At 61.5% G+C, this 20,653-nt stretch carries 16 protein-coding genes; 13 read left to right on the top strand and 3 right to left on the bottom strand.

The features are described from left to right. Positions 1-5: 5 nt before the first annotated feature. The 11 genes from DevBK_RS12580 to DevBK_RS12530 all read left to right on the top strand — a co-directional run bounded on the left by DevBK_RS12580 (position 6) and on the right by DevBK_RS12530 (position 14,265). Positions 6-2,513, top strand: a complete 2,508-nt coding sequence (locus tag DevBK_RS12580; RefSeq protein ID WP_317185709.1) for a methyl-accepting chemotaxis protein — start codon at positions 6-8, stop codon at positions 2,511-2,513. Between the two features lie 146 nt (positions 2,514-2,659). Then, positions 2,660-4,705 carry a methyl-accepting chemotaxis protein gene (locus DevBK_RS12575; RefSeq protein WP_317185708.1) on the top strand — a complete coding sequence of 682 codons (2,046 nt, stop codon included), beginning with the start codon at positions 2,660-2,662 and terminating at the stop codon, positions 4,703-4,705. A gap of 501 nt (positions 4,706-5,206) precedes the next feature. Beyond that, positions 5,207-6,907: a methyl-accepting chemotaxis protein gene (locus DevBK_RS12570; RefSeq protein ID WP_317185707.1), complete on the top strand. Its 1,701-nt coding sequence runs from the start codon at positions 5,207-5,209 to the stop codon at positions 6,905-6,907. Between the two features lie 126 nt (positions 6,908-7,033). Beyond that, positions 7,034-8,629, top strand: coding sequence for a globin-coupled sensor protein (locus DevBK_RS12565; protein ID WP_062629447.1), 1,596 nt, complete (start codon positions 7,034-7,036; stop codon positions 8,627-8,629). 57 nt (positions 8,630-8,686) lie between these two features. Next, on the top strand, positions 8,687-9,070 hold the full coding sequence (locus DevBK_RS12560; protein WP_062629448.1) for a methylglyoxal synthase: 384 nt from the start codon (positions 8,687-8,689) through the stop codon (positions 9,068-9,070). Between the two features lie 156 nt (positions 9,071-9,226). Next, complete coding sequence (locus DevBK_RS12555) at positions 9,227-10,009, top strand: ABC transporter ATP-binding protein (protein WP_062629556.1); 783 nt, start codon at positions 9,227-9,229, stop codon at positions 10,007-10,009. Continuing rightward, positions 10,009-10,713, top strand: coding sequence for an ABC transporter ATP-binding protein (locus tag DevBK_RS12550; RefSeq protein ID WP_061908233.1), 705 nt, complete (start codon positions 10,009-10,011; stop codon positions 10,711-10,713). Before DevBK_RS12555 ends, DevBK_RS12550 begins: the two co-directional genes overlap by 1 nt. A 3-nt stretch (positions 10,714-10,716) precedes the next feature. Next, positions 10,717-11,721 (top strand): branched-chain amino acid ABC transporter permease, encoded by a 1,005-nt coding sequence (locus DevBK_RS12545; RefSeq protein ID WP_317185706.1) that lies wholly within the window; start codon positions 10,717-10,719, stop codon positions 11,719-11,721. Continuing rightward, positions 11,718-13,007, top strand: a complete 1,290-nt coding sequence (locus DevBK_RS12540; RefSeq protein ID WP_317185705.1) for a branched-chain amino acid ABC transporter permease — start codon at positions 11,718-11,720, stop codon at positions 13,005-13,007. Before DevBK_RS12545 ends, DevBK_RS12540 begins: the two co-directional genes overlap by 4 nt. A 68-nt stretch (positions 13,008-13,075) precedes the next feature. Next, complete coding sequence (locus DevBK_RS12535; protein ID WP_317185704.1) at positions 13,076-13,606, top strand: MbcA/ParS/Xre antitoxin family protein; 531 nt, start codon at positions 13,076-13,078, stop codon at positions 13,604-13,606. 2 nt (positions 13,607-13,608) lie between these two features. Continuing rightward, the gene (locus DevBK_RS12530) at positions 13,609-14,265 is read left to right on the top strand and encodes an RES family NAD+ phosphorylase (RefSeq protein WP_317185703.1); all 657 of its coding nucleotides are present in this window, start codon (positions 13,609-13,611) and stop codon (positions 14,263-14,265) included. 100 nt (positions 14,266-14,365) lie between these two features. Here the strand turns inward: DevBK_RS12530 and DevBK_RS12525 are convergent, their stop codons facing one another. Beyond that, positions 14,366-15,562 (bottom strand): ABC transporter substrate-binding protein, encoded by a 1,197-nt coding sequence (locus DevBK_RS12525; protein WP_061908228.1) that lies wholly within the window; start codon positions 15,560-15,562, stop codon positions 14,366-14,368. A gap of 222 nt (positions 15,563-15,784) precedes the next feature. Between DevBK_RS12525 and DevBK_RS12520 the strand changes: the two genes are divergently transcribed. After that, positions 15,785-16,831 carry a glycine betaine ABC transporter substrate-binding protein gene (locus DevBK_RS12520; RefSeq protein WP_317185702.1) on the top strand — a complete coding sequence of 349 codons (1,047 nt, stop codon included), beginning with the start codon at positions 15,785-15,787 and terminating at the stop codon, positions 16,829-16,831. Between the two features lie 177 nt (positions 16,832-17,008). Then, positions 17,009-18,544, top strand: a complete 1,536-nt coding sequence (locus DevBK_RS12515; protein ID WP_317185701.1) for a bifunctional diguanylate cyclase/phosphodiesterase — start codon at positions 17,009-17,011, stop codon at positions 18,542-18,544. Positions 18,545-18,574: 30 nt separating this feature from the next. Here DevBK_RS12515 and proX read toward each other — a convergent pair whose 3' ends face one another. Both proX and DevBK_RS12505 read right to left on the bottom strand, forming a co-directional pair. Beyond that, entirely contained in the window at positions 18,575-19,591 is a 1,017-nt protein-coding gene (proX, locus tag DevBK_RS12510; RefSeq protein WP_317185700.1) for a glycine betaine/L-proline ABC transporter substrate-binding protein ProX, read from the bottom strand. Positions 19,592-19,678: 87 nt separating this feature from the next. Next, positions 19,679-20,605, bottom strand: coding sequence for a proline/glycine betaine ABC transporter permease (locus DevBK_RS12505; RefSeq protein ID WP_317185699.1), 927 nt, complete (start codon positions 20,603-20,605; stop codon positions 19,679-19,681). Positions 20,606-20,653 lie beyond the last annotated feature (48 nt).

Here is a 20,653-nt window from a genome sequence, read left to right as displayed (position 1 = left end):
AAATCGTGAAATTCTTGCCACACCTGCGAATCGCGCAGAAGTTGCCATTGGCTCTGGTGGGTTCGGCCCTTTTGGTAAGCGCAGGCGTCGGGCTTGCCAGCTACAATATCGGGCTCGGAACGGTGCGCGAGCAGCGCGACCAGTCGATGGAGGCTGCGCTCTCGACGGCCGCGAGCCAAGTCAGCGAATATTTCTCGAGCGCGCAGGTCGATCTGCAGCTTTTCGTGCAGCGCTCGGACACGGTGACCGCGACCAAGAACCTGACGCGCGCGCTCGATGAATTGCGCATGGGGCTCAAGGAACGGGCCGCGCTGCAGCTTCAGGCCGCCTATATCACGGACAATCCCAACCAGGAGGACCGCGCCGCGCTCGATAGCGCCAATGGCAAGGGCGCGACCTATGACGCGCCGCACAAGCGCTTCCACCCCGGTTTTCGCACGCTCAAGGTCGAGCGTGCTTATTCCGACGTCTTGCTGATCAGCCCAGTGGGTGACGTCGTTTATTCGGTCGCCAAGAACACTGATTTTGCCGGCAACGTCGTGAACGATCCGGCGCTGGCATCGTCAGGTCTCGGCCAGGTCTTTGCGGCGGCAAAGGATTTGCCGGAGGGGTCGGCGGCCTTTGTCGACTACACTCAATATGGTCCGACCGGTACGCCGCAGAGCTTTATGGCCATGCCCGTCTATGAAAAGGACGAGGCGACCGGCGTGATGGTGCTGTCCATTTCGCCGGCGACGCTGAGTGCGCGGATTTCGAGCCTTTCGGGTCTTGGGCAGACCGGCGAAGTGGTGCTTGTGGGGCAGGACGGTTTGTTGCGCAGCGAATCGCCGCGCACCAATGAGCCCGATGTGCTGACGACGACGCTAACCTCCGATGTGGTGGCGGGCGCATTCTCTGGCGCAACCGGGGAAGGCACGAGCACGGATTATCGCGGCGCGACCATGGTCGTGCGCGCGGCGCCTGTGACGGTTTCCGGGGTGACCTGGGCAGTGACTGCGGTGCAGCCGGAGGCTGAAGCCTATGCGGCCGTGGTCGATATGCGCAACATGACACTCCTTGTCGGCGGTTTGCTGCTTGCGATCGCGGCGGTTGGGGGCTTCTTTTTTGCCCGCTCGATCAGCCGGCCGATTTCGCGCCTGACCGATACGATGGAAAGTCTCGCCGAGGGGGATCTTTCGGTCAGCGTCGAAGGCGGCAAGCGTCACGACGAAATCGGCGCCATGGCGCGGGCGGTCGAAGTGTTCCGCCAGAATGGCGTCCGGATCGCAGAAATGACGGAAGCCGAGGCCGCTTCGATCATTCGCGGACAGGCGGAACGCGCGACGATGATGCAGGATCTGCAGCGCTCGTTCGGCGCGGTAGTGGATGCGGCCATCGCCGGCGATTTTTCGCGCCGGGTGGATGCGGAATTCCCCGATGAGGAACTCAATGCCTTGGCGCGCTCAGTCAATGGTCTCGTCGGGACTGTCGATCGCGGTGTCGGCGAAACCGGCGTCGTCCTTTCGGCGCTCGCCAATACCGATCTTAGCCGCCGGATGGAGGGCGACTATCAGGGTGCCTTTGCGCGCCTCAAGTCGGACGTCAATGCGGTTGCCGATCGCCTGACCGATGTGGTCGGCGAATTGCGCGAGACCTCGACCACGCTCAAGACCGCGACGGGCGAAATCCTTTCCGGTGCCAACGACCTTTCGGAACGTACCACCAAGCAGGCGGCGACGATCGAGGAAACCTCGGCGACGATGGAGCAATTGGCGTCGACAGTGCTGCAGAATGCGCAGCGCGCACAGGAAGCCAGCGCTGTCGCGGCCGATGTGACGCGCTCGGCGGAAGTGGGCGGCCAGGTGATGGCCGAAGCAACCGAAGCCATGGCGCGGATCACGCAGTCGTCCTCGAAGATCTCGAATATCATCGGCATGATCGACGATATCGCCTTCCAGACCAACCTTCTCGCGCTCAATGCTTCGGTCGAGGCAGCGCGGGCGGGCGAGGCGGGCAAGGGCTTTGCGGTGGTTGCCGTCGAAGTGCGGCGCCTCGCGCAAAGTGCGGCAAGCGCCTCGGCTGACGTCAAGCAGCTGATCGAGCAGAGCGCCAGCGAAGTCAAAGGCGGGACGCGGCTCGTCGACGATGCCGCGGCCAAGCTCCATGCCATGCTCGAAGCGGCGCGCTCGTCCAACACGCTGATGACCGGCATTGCGCGGGAAAGCCGCGAGCAAGCTTCGTCCATCGAGGAGGTCAATACGGCCGTCCGGCAGATGGACGAGATGACCCAGCACAATGCGGCTCTCGTCGAGGAGATGAACGCAGCGATCGAGCAAACGGAAGCCCAGGCCACCAAGCTCGATGGTATTGTCGATATTTTCAATACGAGCGGTGGACGGTCTGCGGCTCCCGCGCGGGTCGAAGCGCCGGCAGACGGCGTGCGCGGCCTGCAGCAAAAGCTCAAGTCGGTGGCCAAGAGCTATCTCAGCCACGGCAATGCCGCGGTGAAGGCGGATGACTGGAGCGAGTTCTAAAGGCCTGATGTGAAATAAAAAGGGGCGATATCGCCCCTTTTGTCTCTCCGCTACCATACAAGAAACCCCGCATTAACCCGTAATTTCCTAGGATTGCGCCCGAGGAAATTTGAGGTGGCGCCCGCTTGGGTGCCTTGGGGGGATTCATGAAGGCATTTTCAATATTCGGCAGCATCAAGCTCACCACCGCGATCGCGGGCCTGGTGCTGACCAGTATCTTGATCACGATCACGGCTTTTTCCGTGAGCAATTATCTGGGGCTGGAGAGTCAGGCAGTGACCCAGGCGCAGATGCAGCAGCGCACCGACCTCAAGACTGCCGCGACGATTCTCGAAAAGCGGCTGGCAAGCTCGATCATCACCTGGACTGACGATAATAGCATCGGCGCGTTCCAGACCTATTCGATCCCGCGCTTTTACGACAACAGCACCATAGACTCGGTGACCCGCGTCACTGGCGGTCAGGCCGCAATCTTTGCGCTCGACCCGGCCAATGGGCAGTTCATGGCCAAGACCACGAGCTTTCCGGGCGAGGGTGACGAGCGGGCAGTTGAATTTGCGCTTGATCCAAATAGTGCTGCGGCGGCAGCGCTGGCGCAGTCCCAGCCCTATGAGGGCTCGGTCGAGATTTTGGGGACGACTTATTGGGGTGGGTTCTATCCTGTGCTCAAGCTCGACAACACGCTTTTGGGCGCGTTCTGGGTCGGCGCGGATCTGACGGCGGCGGGTGCGGCAGCGCAGGACGCCGTGCCGGGTATGCTGATGATGGGCGGCATTTTGCTTGTGGTCATGGGGTCGCTGACCATTCTCGTTGCGCGGCAATTGACCAAGCCCGTGCCGCGCCTTGCAGAAACCATGGAGGCCATCGCCGACGGGCAGTTCGAGACTGTTGTGCCCTATCTGGCGCGGCGCAACGAAATCGGCGCCATGGCGCGGGCGGTGGAAGTGTTCCGGGAAAATGGGCTGCGCGTGAGCCAGATGACCGAGGCGGAAGCCGCGCGCATCATTGCCGATCAGGCCGAGCGCCAACAGATGATGACGGAACTGCAACGCGCCTTTGGCGATGTGGTCGATGCCGCCATCTCAGGCGACTTTTCGCGGCGCGTGCATGCCGAATTCCCGGATGACGAACTCAATTCGCTGGCGCGGTCGGTCAATGGCCTTGTCGATACGGTCGATCGGGGCGTGGGCGAGACCGGGACGGTGCTGGCGGCACTCGCCAATACCGACCTGACGCAGCGCATGGAGGGCGATTTCGAAGGCGCTTTCGCGCGGCTCAAGACCGACGTCAATGCCGTGGCCGACCGCTTGAGCGATGTCGTGGGGCAATTGCGCAGCACATCGGGGACGCTCAAGACCGCAACCGGCGAAATTCTCTCCGGCGCCAATGATCTCTCCGAGCGCACGACGCGCCAGGCGGCGACGATCGAAGAAACCTCGGCCGCTATGGAGCAATTGGCGACGACCGTGATGGAAAATGCAGCGCGGGCCAAGGACGCCAGCGCCAACGCAGCGCAGGTGACGCGCACGGCGGAGGATGGCGGCGCGGCGATGCAGGACGCGACGCAGGCGATGGAGCGGATTACTCAATCCTCGTCGAAGATTTCCAATATCATCGGCATGATCGACGATATCGCGTTCCAGACCAATCTCCTCGCGCTCAATGCCTCGGTGGAAGCGGCGCGGGCAGGCGATGCCGGCAAGGGTTTTGCCGTGGTGGCCGTCGAAGTGCGGCGCCTGGCGCAAAGCGCGGCGCAGGCATCGTCGGAAGTGAAGGTCTTGATCGAACAGAGCGGCAGCGAGGTTGCGACGGGATCGAAACTGGTCGAAGAGGCCGCGAGCAAGCTGACGTCGGTGCTGGGCGCTATCCGTGAGAATACGAGCTCTCTCGAAGCCATTGCGCGCGAAAGCCGCGATCAGGCGGGCGCGATCGAAGAGATCACCGCCGCGGTCAGGCAGATGGATGAAATGACCCAGCACAATGCGGCGCTGGTCGAGGAAACTAATGCCGCGATCGAACAAACCGAAGCGCAGGCGACGGAGCTCGACCGGATCGTTGATATCTTCAAGATCGATGGCAGGCCGGCGGCTCGGAGCCTGGCCGCTGCGCGTCCGGCGCCGATGCGTGCCCCTGCGCCAGCGTTCCGCACACAGGGCAATGCAGCGATCTCGACGGATTGGGACGAGTTCTGATCCCGGTTAGTAGTTCCATGCAGACGGCGTCCTCCGGGGCGCCGTTTTTCTATTGATGACAGTGTCATAGCTGTTTACGCCGGATTAACCGTGATGCGGCATCCTGTGCTTGGACGCAGATTTGGACGGCTGGCAGCGATTTCCCTGATCGAACAGGGTATTCCTCCAACGGCCGCTATGACCTCCGGTGGAGCATGCGTCCCAGCATCACCTCCGCACCATTTTCAGAACGGCCACTTGTTGGGCTTCGTTGTCGCGCCGCTGTGCGCGCAAAAAGCGAATATTGTTCTACACTGACAAATCAATCTCCGTAATTCTACAGAGGTTTTATTGTCGTTTTCAGATTTTTCCACGTGTTTCTGCGAGGAATGTTTTCATTGCTCGGCGGAGCACTGCATCCGGAAAACCATTCCATTGGTATGAAAGGATTTTTTAACCAGGCGGGCGCAATTTTGCCTCAGGGGGACAAAGCGGCTGTCACCCCGGACAATGGGGCTAATCATGAGAACTCTGGGTTTTGGTCAGAGTGCTTCTATCCGAGACCTGGAAGCGAAAAGTGCGGCTTTGTCCCGCAGCCAGGCAATCATCGAATTCACGCTTGATGGCACGATCATCACGGCCAACGACAATTTCCTCAGCGCGATGGGTTACCAGCTCGAGGAAATCGCGGGCAAGCACCACTCGATGTTCTGCGATCCCGCTTTTGCGGCGAGCGCTGACTACAAGGCCTTTTGGGCCGCGCTGCGCAGCGGCACCTATCAGTCGGCAGCCTATCGCCGGCTTGCCAAGGGTGGGCGCGAGATCTGGATCCAGGCGAGCTACAATCCGGTGTTCGACCGGTCGGGGAAGCCCGTCAAGGTGATCAAGTTCGCGACCGACGTGACCGAACAGATGCGGTTGGCGGCTGATCACGAGGCACAGATCGCGGCGATCTCGCGCGTACAGGCCGTGATCGCCTTTAATCTCGACGGCACCATCATCGAGGCCAATGAGAATTTCTTGTCGACGGTCGGCTATCGGCTCGAGGACATCAAGGGCCGGCACCATTCGATGTTCTGCGACCCCAAATTCGTCTCGACTTCGGACTATCGTAATTTCTGGCAGCGGCTTGGCGCCGGGGAATATGTCTCGGCCGAGTTTCAGCGCTTCGGCAAAGGCGGCAAGGAAATCTGGATCCAGGCCAGCTACAATCCGATCTTCGACGCCGCCGGCAAGGTGGTAAAGGTCATCAAGTTTGCGACCGACATCACTGAGCGCAAGCGCGCCGAGGGGATCATCAAGCTTCTTACTGAAAGCCTTGCACGCATGGCGAACGGGGATTTGGGTGGGCGCATCGAGACCAGTTTTACCGGGCAATATGAAGAGCTGCGGCAGGCCTTCAATCAATCGCTGACCCAGCTCGAGGGCATTGTCGGCAATCTGCGCAGCACCTCGCGGTCGTTGAAAACCGCGACCGCTGAAATCCTGACCGGTGCCAACGATCTTTCCCAGCGCACGACGCGGCAGGCGGCTACTATTGAAGAGACCTCGGCAGCGGTCGAGCAATTGGCGACGACAGTAGCCGAGAATGCGCGGCGCGCGGCAACGGCGAGCGAAAAGGCCCGCGTTTTGGCACAGGACGCGACCAATGGCGGCACCGTTATGGGCGAAGCGACCGGCGCGATGACGGCGATCGAAGCCTCGTCGGGCAAGATCTCCAATATTATCGGGCTGATCGACGACATCGCTTTCCAGACCAATCTTCTTGCGCTCAATGCTTCGGTGGAAGCGGCCCGGGCCGGGGATGCGGGCAAGGGCTTTGCCGTGGTCGCCGTCGAAGTGCGGCGCCTGGCGCAGAGCGCGGCGCAGGCCTCGTCGGACGTCAAGGCGCTGATCGAAGCTAGCGCGGGGGAAGTGCGGACCGGGGCGCAACTCGTGGCGCAGGCGGCGCGCAAGTTGGAGGACATCTTGCGCGGGGCCGAGGACAGCTTTGGGCTGATCGAGGCCATGGCCAAGGCCAGCAGCGAACAATCGGGCGCGCTAGATGAGGTCGCCATGGCGATCCGGCAGATGGACGAAATCACCCAGCACAATGCGGCGCTGGTGGAAGAGACCAATGCCGCCATCGAACAAACCGAGGAACAGGCGGCCAAGCTCGACGGCATTGTCGATGTGTTCCGGCAGGAAAGCCGGGCTCCTCGCAAGGAAGCTTATGCGGCCTAAGGAGGGCCGCATCAACTCCAAATTTACCATAACTGACATAAGGTTCGGTGAATGATCGTGATCAAGCTTGGGAACTTGTGCGCGGTTCAAATCGAACTTTCTGATGCACGAGTCGCAGGCTGATCCATGTCCACCAATCCGAACGATTCCCTCCAATCCCGTCTTGATTTCGTCAAGCTCGATAAAGAAGCCCTTGCTGGCATCGCCCGCATTCGCCCGCTGATCGATACCCATCTCGGCGAGGCGCTCGACCGGTTTTACGCCCATCTCTCCACTGTGCCGGCCGTTACGAAATTCTTCGACGGTAAGGGGCAGATGAACCGGGCACAGGGCAAGCAGACCGGACATTGGAATTCGATCGCCGACGGCAAGCTGGATCAGGCCTATTTCGAATCAAGCACCAAGGTCGGCCTGCGCCATGCTCAGATCGGGCTCGAGCCGCGCTGGCATATCGGGGGCTATAGTCTCATCGTCGAGACGCTGGTGAGTGGGATCGTGCGCGACACGATGGCGGCGGCGCTGGAGCCGACCAAGGGCGCCTTCGGGCGCAAGGTGGCGCGCGACCCCAAGGACGTCATGCAGGATGTCGAGGCGATGACCGCTTCGCTCGTTGCTGTCCTTAAGGCGGTGATGCTCGACATCGATATCGGCGTTTCCGCCTATTTCGAAAAGCTCAACAGCGATGCGCGGGCGGCCGACGATGCGGCCAAGGCCAGCATTCAGGCAGCGGTCGCCGCGACCGGATCGGTGTTGCAAGACGTGGCGCGCGGAGATCTTCGCAGCCGTGTGACGCAGAACCTCGATCCGGAATTTGACCAGATCAAGCTCGACACCAATGCGGTGGCCGAGCGGCTGACCTCGATCGTTACGCAATTGCAGGGCACCTCGCGCCAGCTCAAGACGGCGACCAGCGAAATCCTGACCGGCGCCAATGATCTCGCCGAGCGCACGACGCGGCAGGCGGCGACGATCGAAGAGACGACGGCAGCGATCGAGCAGCTTTCCTCCGCTGTGGTCGAAAACGCAAAACGCGCCGCAACGGCCAGCGAAAAGGCGCGCAGCGTCTCGGAAAGCGCGACGACCGGCGGCCAGGTGATGAACGAAGCCAATACGGCAATGGGCGCCATCGAAGCCTCGTCGTCCAAGATTTCCAATATCATCGGCATGATCGACGATATCGCCTTCCAGACCAATCTTCTGGCCTTGAACGCTTCGGTGGAAGCGGCGCGGGCGGGGGAAGCAGGCAAGGGCTTTGCGGTGGTAGCCGTCGAAGTGCGGCGCCTGGCGCAAAGCGCGGCCAATGCGTCGTCCGAGGTCAAACAGCTGATCGAAACCTCGGCGGCCGAAGTGCGCGGCGGCACCCAGCTTGTGGCGCGAGCGGCGGAAATGTTGCTCGATATTCTGGCCGGGGCACAGGAAAGCGCGACGCTGATCGACACCATTGCGCAGGCCAATCGCTCGCAGTCCTCTTCGCTTGAAGAGGTGACGATTGCCGTGCGGCAGATGGACGAGATGACCCAGCACAATGCCGCGCTCGTCGAAGAAACCAACGCTGCCATCGAGCAAACCGAAGGCCAGGCGGCCGAACTCGACAGAATCGTCGAGGTGTTTCGCATCGACGACAGTTCGAGTGGTTCGCAGTATCGGTCTGCGCCGCAGCGCCGGCCGGCGCCGCGTGTCGCGGGCAATGCGGCCATCGCCAATGACTGGGAGGCGTTCTGACCGGCATTGCGCCGTCTCGTTCGCCGTGCTTGAAGACGGCGAACGGGGAGACGGACCATGGCGCATATCGGCCTTGTGGCGCATGACGATAAAAAGGACGATCTTTGCGCCTGGGCCGAACGGCACAAGGCCAAGCTCAGCCAGCATCAGCTCTGGGGCACTGGCACGACCGGCAGCCGCGTCATGGCGGCAACGGGGATGACCGTTACCCTTCTCAAAAGCGGTCCGCTCGGCGGGGATCAACAGCTTGGCGCGATGATCTGCGAAGGCAAGCTCGACATGCTGATCTTCTTCATCGATCCCATGTCGGCCCAGCCCCATGACGTCGACGTCAAGGCGCTGACGCGATTGGCGACGCTTTACGATGTGCCGCTCGCCAATAATCGCTCGACGGCAGACGCGGTTCTGGCCTTCCTGCCGGACCGAACGGATTCGGAATAAAGCGTTCCCACGGGAAAATCGCGCTGCTGGCGGTTTTTTGTCCCGCGCGCCGGCTGCAATGCGTTGACCGCCCGGCCCTCTTGTGAACAGATGCCGCAAATTTGCCCGGATTGAACTGGGCAGGCATGGCATTTCAGGAACATTCGGGGCCGCTTGGTGACCACCGACTTGGTGATTGACGTTCGCAACGTCACAAAACGATTTGGCGGCCTTTTGGCCGTCAACGATTGCTCGCTTTCGGTCCGGCGCGGATCGATCACCGGGCTGATCGGCCCCAATGGCGCGGGCAAATCGACCCTCTTCAATATGGTCGCCGGCAATATCGTGCCTGATAGCGGGCAGGTGATCTTCGATGGTGCAGATGTCACTGGTATGAAGCCATACCAGCTTTTCCGCATCGGCATGTTGCGCACCTTCCAGATTGCGCATGAATTCAGCCAGATGACCGCGCTCGAGAACCTGATGATGGTGCCGGGCGACCAGCCGGGCGAGCATTTGCTCGATACTTGGTTTCGGCCGGGACTCGTTAGAAGCCGCGAGACTGGGGTGCGCAAGAAGGCGCTCGATGTCATCGATTTCTTGAAGCTCGGTCATGTGCGCAATGAGCTTGCCGGCAATCTCTCCGGTGGGCAGAAGAAGCTGCTTGAGCTTGGGCGCACCATGATGGTCGACGCCAAGGTCGTGCTGCTCGACGAAGTCGCGGCAGGCGTCAACAAGAGCCTCCTCAACGATTTGGCTTCGAACATCGAGCGGATGAATCGCGAGCTTGGCTATACGTTCTTTGTCATCGAGCATGACATGGACCTGATCGGCCGGCTCTGCGATCCGGTCATCGTCATGGCGCAGGGCGAGAAGATCGCCGAAGGCCCGATGGCCGAAATCCGCGCCAATCCGCAAATCGTCGAAGCCTATTTCGGCACTCCAGTGGAGGCCGTTTGATGCCTTTGATTGAACTGAAGCACGTCGTCGGCGGCTACGGCGGCGCGCCGATCCTCAATGGCGTCAATATGGCCATCGAGAAGACCGATATCGGCGTCATCGTCGGCCCCAATGGCGCCGGCAAGTCGACGACGCTCAAGGCCATTTTCGGGCTGCTGAAAGTCACCGGGGGCACGATCGAGTTTGGCGGCGAAAACATCGCCAATTCGCTCCCGGACAAGCTTGTGCCCAAGGGCCTGAGCTTTGTGCCGCAGGAAAAGAACGTCTTCACCTCGATGACCGTCGAGGAAAATCTTGAAATGGGCGCCTTTACGCGTCCCGACGATTTTTCCGGCACGATGGAATGGGTCTACGAGATGTTCCCCGTGCTGCGCGAAAAGCGGCGGCAGCCGGCGGGTGAGCTTTCAGGCGGGCAGCGGCAGATGGTGGCCATGGGCCGCGCGCTGATGAGCAAGCCGAGCCTTCTCATGCTCGACGAGCCTTCGGCCGGGCTTTCGCCGCGCTATGTGATCGAGATTTTCGAGACCATCCAGCGCGTCAACAAGGAAGGCGTCGGCATTCTCATGGTCGAGCAAAATGCTCGTCAGGCGCTGGCTTTCGCGTCCAAGGGCTTTGTCCTCGCCAGCGGCCAGAACCGCTTCACCGGCACTGGGGCGGAGCTGATCGCCGACCCGGAAGTCGCCAAGTCTTTCCTAGGGGGCTGAGCCGTGACCGAACTCGTTTTCTTCACCAATCAGGTGATCATCTCCGGTCTCGTTCTGGGCTGCATTTATGCGCTCGGGGCCATCGGCATCACGCTGATTTTCGGCATTTTGCGCTTTGCCCATTTTGCGCATTCCGAACTTATGACCGGCGGGGCCTTCATCGCTTTCCTGCTCGCCTCGGCTTTTGCGGCCTGGGGCATTGTGACGCCGATCCCGACCGGCTTTGTCGTGCTGCCGATCGCCATGGTGCTAGCGGCCATTTTGGCGCTTGGGATCGACAAGGGCTTTTATGCTCCGCTGCGGAAGCGCGGCGCCAAACCCGTGACGCTGCTGATCGCCTCGATCGGCGTGACGCTAATGATCCAGGGTCTTATTCGCCTGTTCTTCGGCGCTGGCTCTTATTCCTTCTTTGAAAATGAGCCCAAGGAAGTTTTTCGTTTCGACCTTGCGAGCATCGGTTCGACCCGCCCGCTGGTGATCACCGAGCCGCAGGTGTTGATGATCCTTGTCACCTTCGTGTCGGTGCTGGCGCTGCACTTCTTCCTGACGCGTTCGCGTCTCGGCAAGGCGATGCGCGCCATGGCGGACAATGCCGATCTCGCGCAGGTTTCGGGCATCAATACCGCGCTCGTTGTGCGTGTCACCTGGATCATCGCCGGGGCGCTGGGCTGTATGGCCGGCACGATGCTGGCACTCGACGTGACGCTGAAGCCCGATCTTGCCTTCAACATCATCCTGCCGATCTTTGCCGCCGCCATCGTTGGTGGTCTCGGCCAGGCCTATGGTGCCATTGCCGGCGGTTTGCTGATCGGCTTCGCCGAAACGCTGGCCGTCTTCAACTGGACGATGGTTTTGCGGCCGCTCAATGCAATCCTGCCGGACTGGATGCAATTGCCGCCGACCCTGGCCCTGGTGCCCACCGAATATAAGCTTACCGTCGCCTTCGTGATCCTCGTCGTCACCCTTCTTGTGCGGCCGACAGGTATCTTCAAGGGAGCCTCATCATGATCCAGCGTTCCCTGACGCTTTTTGGCGGTCTTTTCGTCCTCATCCTCCTCATGGGATGGGTGATGGGTCTACCCTTCACCTCCTCGCGTCTCGTCGAGGCAGCGGCCTATGCGCTGATCGCGCTGGGGCTCAACATTCAGTGGGGTTATGGCGGGCTCTTCAACTTCGGCATCATGGGCTTTCTCATGGTTGGCGGGGCGGCCGTGACCTTCATCTCCTTCCCGGTCAATCCGGTGTTTTGGGCCGGTGACGGCCCAGCCATGCTCGGCAAGGCGCTGCTCGCCTTTGCGGTAGGCGCATTGATCGTGCTGGCGGCCCGGAAATCCGATCGCATCGGTATTACCGGAAAGTGGAAGACGGCGCTGACGGTGCTGGCCTGGTTCATCGGCTATTGCCTTTATCGCAGCCAGATCGATCCGGCCGCGGCCTACATCGAGTCGGCCGCCGGTGGCGGTTGGGTCGGTGGGCTTGGCGGTCATCCGGTTCTCGGTTGGCTCTTTGGGGGCGTTCTCGCCGCGGGCATTGCCTATATCGTTGGAAAGATCTGTCTTGGCCTGCGGACCGATTATCTCGCGATCGCGACCATCGGTATTTCCGAAATCATCCGCGCGCTAATCAAGAACATGGACTGGCTGACGCGCGGCACGCTCACCGTGTCGCCGATCCCGTGGCCGACGCCGCTGCCGCAGGCTTTCCAAGCCGGTGGCATGGATGGATCGACAGCGCTCCTTGCCGCGCGCTCGGGCTATCTGCTTCTGGCCGTGATCGTCTTGGCGATCGTCATGTGGTTGATCTCGCGCGCCTATGCCGGGCCGTGGGGCCGCATGATGCGCGCCATCCGCGACAACCACATCGCTGCAACCTCCATGGGCAAGAACGTCACTGCGCGGCAGCTCGAAATCTTCGTCTTCGGTTCGGTTTTGATGGGCATTGGCGGCGCCATGCTGGTCAGCTTTGTCCAGATTTTCGATCCTTCGAGCTATCAGCCGATCAACCACACGTTCCTCATTTGGGTGATGGTGATCGTGGGCGGCGCGGGCAACAACTGGGGCGCGCTGTTTGGAGCGATCCTCCTCTGGCTAATCTGGGTGATTTCTGAGCCGCTGTCGAAGGCTGTTTTCGACTTCGTCAGCACGTGGTCGACCCAATTCGGCTGGGGCGCCATTCCGGAGATCGAAGCCCGATCGGCACAGATGCGCGTCTTCGTTCTGGGGCTCGTTATCACTATCGCCTTGCGCTTTGCACCCCGCGGTCTCATTCCAGAAGTGGTCAAACGAGAGCGGTGATGTCCAGATTTGGACATGGTGCTTGAAACTTTGGGGCTTCTGGGGTATTTCTGCTTCAGGAGACCGAAATGCGCGCTGCGGGATTAGAAGAAAACCAGACCTCGTTCATCGGCAAGACGCCTGTCTTGGCGTCGGACCGGTTTTCCTCGGTCAATCGCAAGCGGCTGAGCGGGCCGGCACTGCGCACGTTTCTCAATATCGCCGAAGACTGGGGTTTGAGCGAAGAGCAGCGGCGGCTGGTGCTTGGATATCCGTCGCGATCGACCTATCACAACTGGATGCGGCTGGCGCGTGATGGGGGGGCGGTGACGCTCGATGTCGATGCGCTGATGCGGCTTTCGGCCCTTCTGGGTGTGTTTCAGGCGCTCGGCGTGTTGTTTGCGACCAAGGAGGCCGGGGTCGAGTGGCTCAAGGGGCCGCATCTTGCGCCGGTCTTTGGTGGGCAGGCGCCGCTGGCACTCATCACCAATGGCAGCATGGACGGGATCACGCTGGTGCGTCGTTTTCTCGATGCGGCGCGGGGCGGGCTTTATATGCCGCCCAATGGCATCGATGCCGTCTTCAGCCCCACGACGGATGCCGATATCGTTTGGCGCTGACGATGGATGTCGCAGCGCCTGCCGTTACCTATCGCCTCATCCCCTCGCAGTTTCCGCCGATCGGTCTTTTCGAGACGGTCGCCTCGGCCGATGATCTTGAGGCGGTGATGGAACTGTCCGGCTGGACCAATGACCGGCTGGTGACCGAGCGCATTGCGCGCCTTCCGAAAGCGGACTTGGTTTTTGGGCGGCCCAATGCCTCGATCGTCATGGCGGCTTTTCTCCATGCTCCGCCAATGGGTGCGCGCTTTTCCGGGCCGGATCTCGGCGCCTGGTATGCGGCCGCGCGGATCGAAACGGGTATTGCCGAAGTCGGACACCATCTGCGGCGCGAGGCTTTTGCGCGCGGCAAGGCCGAAGGGCAGCGCACTTTTCGCGTGTACCAGGCGCGGATCGAGGGTGCCTATCGCGATGTCCGGCCTGAGGACCGGCCGGACTGTTTTACCGACGATTATGGACCGAGCCAGGCTTTCGGCGAGGGATTACGGGCGGCCGCGAGGGATGGTCTTGTCTATCCCAGCCTGCGGCACCGCGATGGTCTTTGCCTCTGCGCCTTCCGGCCACGCAAAATCCTGGATGTAGTGCAGGCCGAGCATTTTTCGATCACGGTACGCACCGATATGCGGCAGGTCGTCGTGGATCGACTGCCTGCGGGCTAGGTCCGATAACAGTCCGAACTCAGTCGTGACTTCGCAGCTTTTGCCACCAAACAAAAAAGCCCGGGATCGCTCCCGGGCTTCGGTTTTAGCAAGACCCAGCTTACTGGATAAGGCCTTTTTCAACGAACTTGCCGCCTTCGACGGCGAGTTCGACGATGATGCCGTCGACGTCGCCGGCTGCGTCGAAGTCGAGCGAGCCGCCAGCGCCTTCATAGTTGATGTCGGTGCCGGCCTTGATCAGGTCGACGGCTTTCTTCCATTCGCCGGGGCGGATGGTTTCGCCAGGCGCGGAGGCGACGTCGCGGAGGGCTGCGGAGAGACCTTCGCGGTCGGTCGAGCCGTTCTTCTCGATGGCGAGGGCCATCAGGAAGGCAGCGTCATAGGCCTGGGGTGCGTAGGTGGCGTTGGCTTCAAAACCGTCGGAGGTGAAGGCGTTGTAGAGATCAACGGATTCACCGGTCGGGGCGCCTGCGCGGGTTGCGATCAGGCCTTCGACAGCCGAAGCGTCGATGCCGCTGAGGAGGTCGTCGCCAACCATGCCGTCACCGCCGACATAGGTGGTGAAGTTGCCGGATTCGACGGCCTGGCGGAGGATGGTGTTGCCCGAAGCGTTTGCATAGGCGAGGACGACGAGGTTCTGCGAAGCAACAAGGTTGCCAAGCTCGGCGCGATAGTCGGCCTTGCCTTCTTCGTGCGCGAGGTTGGCAGCAACGGTGCCACCGCCAGCGGTGTAGGCAGCGGACAGTGCGTCGGCAAAGCCCTTGCCGTAGTCATTGTTCACGTAAGTAATGGCGATGTCCTTGATGCCCTTGGCGAGCAGCAGGTCGGCCATCTTGACGCCCTGGAGCGCGTCGGACGGGGTCGTGCGGTAGACGAGGTCGTTGTCTTCGAGCGTCGTCAGGGCCGGTGCGGACGAAGCTGGCGAGATAAAGACGACATTGCCCGAAAGACCCGAGCCGTTGAAGGCGCCGATCGTTTCGCCGGTGCAGAGCGCGCCGACGACGCCGGTGACGTTGTCGGTGTTGATCAGGCGGTCGGCAGCCGCTGCGGCTGCGGTCGCGTCGCACGCGCCGTCGGCCGAGACGATCTTGAATTCGCCGCCCAGGATCCCGCCCTGTTCGTTGACCTGCTTCACGACGAGTTCGGCGCCGGCAAAGATCGGCGGCGTGAGCGATTCAATCGGACCGGTGAAGCCACCGATGAAACCGATGGTGGCGCCGGTGTCCTGGGCGATTGCCGGTGCGGCAACGCTAAGGGCAGTGGCGGCGACCGCCAGGGTCAGGGTTTTCTTGAACATGGACGTCCCTCTGTTGGCGTTGCACGCAGGATGGCCTTGCTGGCCTCATTCTTGCGACGTGCAACGGATGCCGGGGGCGCCACACGCGCCCCGCTGGCACGGACTGTTGCACAATTTCAAAACAGTTGTCACCGGGGGTCTTGCGCCAAATTGCCAAGGCCTGTCGGTTGCTTAAGGCAAGATGTTTGCGCATAGACTGGAGGGGAGGGAATGAGGACGCCAATGGCCTTTCGCACCACCATCATTCTTACAGCGCTTCTGACCTTGCCGGCCGTTCCGGCGCAGGCGCAGTTCACCGTGCTCGATAGCGCGCAGGATGCCCAAGCAGCGCCTGTTGAAGGTGCTGAACCGGGTGCATCGCCGCCTCCCGCGATCGCAACGCCTTGCGGCACGCAGCCGATGACGATCGCGCGGATGACCTGGCCCTCGGCGGCACTTTTGTCGGAAATTCACGCGCGCGTGCTCAAGCAAGCGTATGGCTGCGATGCGCGGGTCATTCCCGGCGATCTTGCGGCGACGACTTCATCCATGGGGTCGACCGGGCAGCCGGCGATGGCGCCGGAAATGTGGGTGACGCGCATTGCCGATGTCTGGAATGGCGCGGTCGATGCACAGATGCTGCGGAGTGCGGCGCCCACATACGATACGACGACCTTCGAAGGCTGGTTCGTCCCCTCCTATATGAATGCCAGCGATGGCAGCGCCTTGACGGCAGCGGGACTGACGACGCTCCTCGCCGGGGCAGGCACGACCCCGGTGCGCTTTATTTCCTGCCCGGCGGATTGGGCCTGTTCAGTCATCAATCGCAACCTGATCAAGGCGCAGGGTTTGGCGGATCGTCTCGAGATCGTCGAGCCGGCCAATCGGTTCGAAATGGATGCGCTGATTGCAGAGGCGGTGAGCCGGCGCGAGAATTTCGTCTTTTATTATTGGCAGCCCAATGCGGTTTTGGCGCAGCTCGATTTCAAGGCGCTCGATATGGGCGCATTTGATGAGGCGGCGATGAAATGCCTTGCGGCGGCGACGTGTGCGGATCCAAAACCGTCGGCCTTTCCAAGCGAATTGGTGGTGAGCGCCGTGGCCGAATGGGTCTTTACCGAGGCCCCCAATGTCGCGGGATATTTTCAGCGCGCCACCTTGCCAATCGCGGAAATGAATCGGCTCCTGGCGCAAGCCAATGAGCCGGGCGCGACCATCGAAGGTGTGGCCGAGCGGTTTGTCGCCGAGCATAGCGATATCTGGCAGGCCTGGACGGGCGGCACGCCCTGACCGGGGTTTTACCAGCTGTTCACCACGACCCGATGTGCCGTGCAACTTGTCTTGGTTTTGTCACCTGAGAAAACTAGGGTCGCGGCTAATTGTGGCGTCACCTATACCCCTGAACTCAATATGAATTTTCCGCCGAGAGAGCGAACCCGGCTGCCTGGAGCGCGTCTTGCGCGGCGGGTGCAGCCTGTTGGAGAAAAAGCGCCGCGCCGCGCCAATCATCTCGCCCCGATCCTCTCCAGCTACCGCAAGGTCGCACTGGGACTGGCGCTGGTTCTTCTGGCGATCAGCGCGATTGCGTTAATGGCCCTCGATCGGCCGGCCTATGTCGTCGCGCCCAATCCGACGCTTTTATTGGCTGGGGTCGCGTCGCTCCTGTCCGGAGTGGGTCTTCTCATTGCGGGCCATCGCAGCATTCGCCGCCAGCTTGCCAAGGCCGCGCAGGACACCCAGGAAATCGTCGCATCCGTCCATCGTGACGCGCTGACGGGAGTCTTCACGCGCTCCTATTTCATGCAGGCGCTGCGCGACGAAATTTTTCACGGGTCGTCACGTTCGCTCGGCTATCTGCAGCTCGACATGGACAATTTGAAGGTGCTGAACGACGGCGCTGGCCATGGTGCGGGCGATGCTGCGCTGGTGCATTTGGCGAGGGCAATTGCCGAGGTGATGCCGGGCGCGGTGATCGGCCGGCTTGGTGGGGACGAATTCGGCATAGCCGTGCTCGATTGCGACAATCGCGGTGCGCTCAAGCGGCTCGGCGAGGAACTGCTCCGCCGCCTCGATCAGCCGATTACGATTGCCGGGCGGCCGACGCGGCTTTCAGCGACGATCGGTTTTTCGCTGGCGCCGACCGATGCCAGCGATGTCGACGATCTCATCGCCAAGGCCGATCTTGCGCTCTACAAGGGCAAGCGCGCCGGGCGGCGGCAGGTGATTGCCTTTGATCCCGATATGCTGGGAGATGAGCGGCATCGCCGGTTCATCGAGCGGGAACTGCGCGCAGCGCTCCTGATGGACGAGTTGGAGCTCCACTACCAGCCGGTTGTTGGCGCCGATATGAAAGTGCGTTCGCACGAAGCGCTGTTGCGCTGGCGGCATAAGGTGCGCGGCATGATCCCGCCGGCGCAGTTCATCGGCATTGCCGAAGAGAGCGACCTAATCGACAAGCTCGGTGAGTGGGTCTTGCGGCGCGCTCTCAATGATATCCCGACACTTGGCACGCCTGTGGCGATCAACGTTTCGGCAGCGCAACTGCGTCGCGGTGATTTCGCCGCAAAATTCGCGACCATGGTCATGGACAGTGCGATCGAGCCGGGGCGGCTGATTATCGAGATCACTGAAACCGTGCCGCTTGGAGCGGGGCTGGTCGAGCAGGGCAATCTTGAAACCCTACGCAGCCTTGGCTTCAAGGTGGCGATCGACGATTTCGGCGCCGGTCACGCCAGCTTGCAATATCTGCGAGGCTTTGCCTTCGACGTCATCAAGATCGATCGGACTTATGTCGCCAATATCGGGGAGAGCCGGATCGATGCGATGATCGTCGAAGCCATCTGCGATATTGCGCGCTCGCTCGAGGTTGAGGTCATTGCAGAAGGCGTCGAGACGGAGGTTCAGCTCGACCTGTTGCGCCGGGCCGGCTGCACCGCGTTCCAGGGCTATCTGCTGGGACGACCGGGGCCATTGAAGCCGGCCAAGCTTGCCGATGCGGCATAGGACCGGGCCTGAGCCCGGTCCCGAGTTTATTTAGGACGCTGCGGCGCGGGCAGCGTCGAGCCAGCCATCGACAGCGGCGCGATTTTCTTCGATCCAGGCGGCAGCCTGGGCTTCGATATCGGTGTCGCCGTCGTTCATCGCCGAATTCTGCGCAAAGATATCTTCGAGCGGAATGGCTACTTCGTTAAGGAGAGCGCCCACGGCCGGGTTGCCGGCGAGGAACTCGGAATTGACGACCGGCACGATGTCATTGGCCGGGAAGCCGAGCTTGCACGGATCATTGATGCAGCCCTCAACGCCTTCGAGCGTCGCGGCATCGGCAAGGCTCATATCGGGCAGGTCAACTTCTGGCACTTCGATCCAGACGACATCCTTGCCGGGCACTAGCTGGTTTGCGGTCCAGTTCGGCGTCCAGGTGTAATAGAGGATGTGCTCGCCACCCTTATAGGCCGCAAGTGCGTCGGCCATGGAGGCGGAATAGCCCGCCTTGATCGTGTTGATATGGTCGCGCAGCTCATAGGCATCCATGTGATGCTCGATATTGATCTCGCAGCCCCAGCCCGGTGGGCAGGCGACCATATCTGCCTTGCCATCGCCATTGCGATCGAACGCGGCCTTGACCTCGTCGCGCTTGAAGTCTTCGAGCGAAGTGATGCCGAACTCGTCGGCTGCAGCCTTGTCGATCAGATAGCCTTCGAGCGCGCCGCCCTTGGCAACCGCACCGACGATTTCAGCGCCGCTCGAAAAGATCGGCTCGTAGGTCGAGTGGAGCGGGAACCAGCCATCGACCCACATGGTCACATCGCCCATGGCGACGGACTGATAAAACGGCGGATTGTCGAGCGTGATTGCGGGAGCGACGTCATAGCCAAGCTCCTGGAGGAGCTGGCGATAGATTTCGGTGTGGAACCAGCCGGTGTCCCAGGTGGGCTGGGCCATGGTGATCGCGGTGCCGGCGCCTGGGCCGTCCTGTGCGATTGCAGGCAGGGCGGACGTGGCGAGAAGGGCGGCGGCGAGGAAGGGAAGGCTCTTATCGAGACGGAACATTGCTGTTTTTGTCTCCTTGTTTTTGCTTTTCGGTGTTCCGCGAAAGCGGAGGCGAATGGGGGCAGAGCGCCCCCAGCGTGGCGGCGATCAGGCCGCCTTTCCCGCTTCGGCCGGCGCCGCGGCGCCTGGCTTGAACAGGGAAACGAGGGTTTGGCGGAGCGAGGTGGTTTCGAGCCTCTTCTGCTCGCCAAGGCCTTGGGTGATGCGATCGAGCACGATGGCAAGGATGACGATGCCAACGCCGCCGGCGGTGGCGCCGCCGACATCGAGACGGCCGAGACCGGTATTGACGGTGAGACCGAGGCCACCGGCGCCGATCAGGGCGGTGATCACCACCATCGAGAGCGCCAGCATCAGGGTCTGGTTGAGGCCGGCCAAAATCGTTCGCATGGCGAGCGGCAATTGCAGCTCGAACAGCATCTGCATCGGCGTCGAGCCGAAGGCGGTCGAGGCTTCTATGAGGTCGGTCCGCACATTGCGGATGCCGAGATTGGTGAGCCGGATGATCGGGGGCAGGGCAAAGATGATGGTCGCGATGATCCCGGGGGCCATGCCGACGCCGAAGAGCATGACGATGGGTACGAGGTAAACGAAACTGGGGATCGTCTGCATGATGTCGAGCACCGGGCGCGCGATCTTCCAGGTGAGATCGTTGCGGGCCGCCAAGATGCCGACGGGCACGCCGATAATGGTGCAAAAGAGCACCGAGGTCAGGATCATCGACAACGTCGTCATGGTCTCGGGCCAGAGGCCGATCATGTCGATGAAGGCAAAGCCGACAAGAGTGAAGATGGCCATGCCGCGCCCGGCATATTTGAAGGCGAGGAGCGCAAAGACCAGAGTCGTGACCACCATGGGCACGAAGGCGAGAAAGTCATCGAGGCCGTTGAGCACCACGCTGATCGGAACCTGCATGGCGCGGAAGAAGGGCCGGAAATTGGGAACAAGCCAATCGCGGACGAGGAAATTGACCCAATCGTCAAAGGGAATGATGAGGAAATCGGACGGGCTCAAGGCACGTCTCCTTGTCTTGGCGGCAAGCCCAGACGGGCTCGCGCAAAA

It is taken from the genome of Devosia sp. BK, from assembly GCF_032907385.1.
Taxonomy (GTDB): domain Bacteria; phylum Pseudomonadota; class Alphaproteobacteria; order Rhizobiales; family Devosiaceae; genus Devosia.
Note: the sequence above shows the minus strand (reverse complement) of the source record. Positions and strands in the feature narration are given on the sequence as shown.

Coding starts and splice junctions, on each gene's coding strand:
- DevBK_RS12520 (WP_317185702.1), top strand. CDS start 15,785: ATGGCCTTTCGCACCACCATCATTCTTACAGCGCTTCTGACCTTGCCG.
- DevBK_RS12565 (WP_062629447.1), top strand. CDS start 7,034: ATGTCCACCAATCCGAACGATTCCCTCCAATCCCGTCTTGATTTCGTC.
- DevBK_RS12535 (WP_317185704.1), top strand. CDS start 13,076: ATGCGCGCTGCGGGATTAGAAGAAAACCAGACCTCGTTCATCGGCAAG.
- DevBK_RS12525 (WP_061908228.1), bottom strand. CDS start 15,562: ATGTTCAAGAAAACCCTGACCCTGGCGGTCGCCGCCACTGCCCTTAGC.
- DevBK_RS12575 (WP_317185708.1), top strand. CDS start 2,660: ATGAAGGCATTTTCAATATTCGGCAGCATCAAGCTCACCACCGCGATC.
- proX (WP_317185700.1), bottom strand. CDS start 19,591: ATGTTCCGTCTCGATAAGAGCCTTCCCTTCCTCGCCGCCGCCCTTCTC.
- DevBK_RS12560 (WP_062629448.1), top strand. CDS start 8,687: ATGGCGCATATCGGCCTTGTGGCGCATGACGATAAAAAGGACGATCTT.
- DevBK_RS12570 (WP_317185707.1), top strand. CDS start 5,207: ATGAGAACTCTGGGTTTTGGTCAGAGTGCTTCTATCCGAGACCTGGAA.
- DevBK_RS12550 (WP_061908233.1), top strand. CDS start 10,009: ATGCCTTTGATTGAACTGAAGCACGTCGTCGGCGGCTACGGCGGCGCG.
- DevBK_RS12540 (WP_317185705.1), top strand. CDS start 11,718: ATGATCCAGCGTTCCCTGACGCTTTTTGGCGGTCTTTTCGTCCTCATC.
- DevBK_RS12530 (WP_317185703.1), top strand. CDS start 13,609: ATGGATGTCGCAGCGCCTGCCGTTACCTATCGCCTCATCCCCTCGCAG.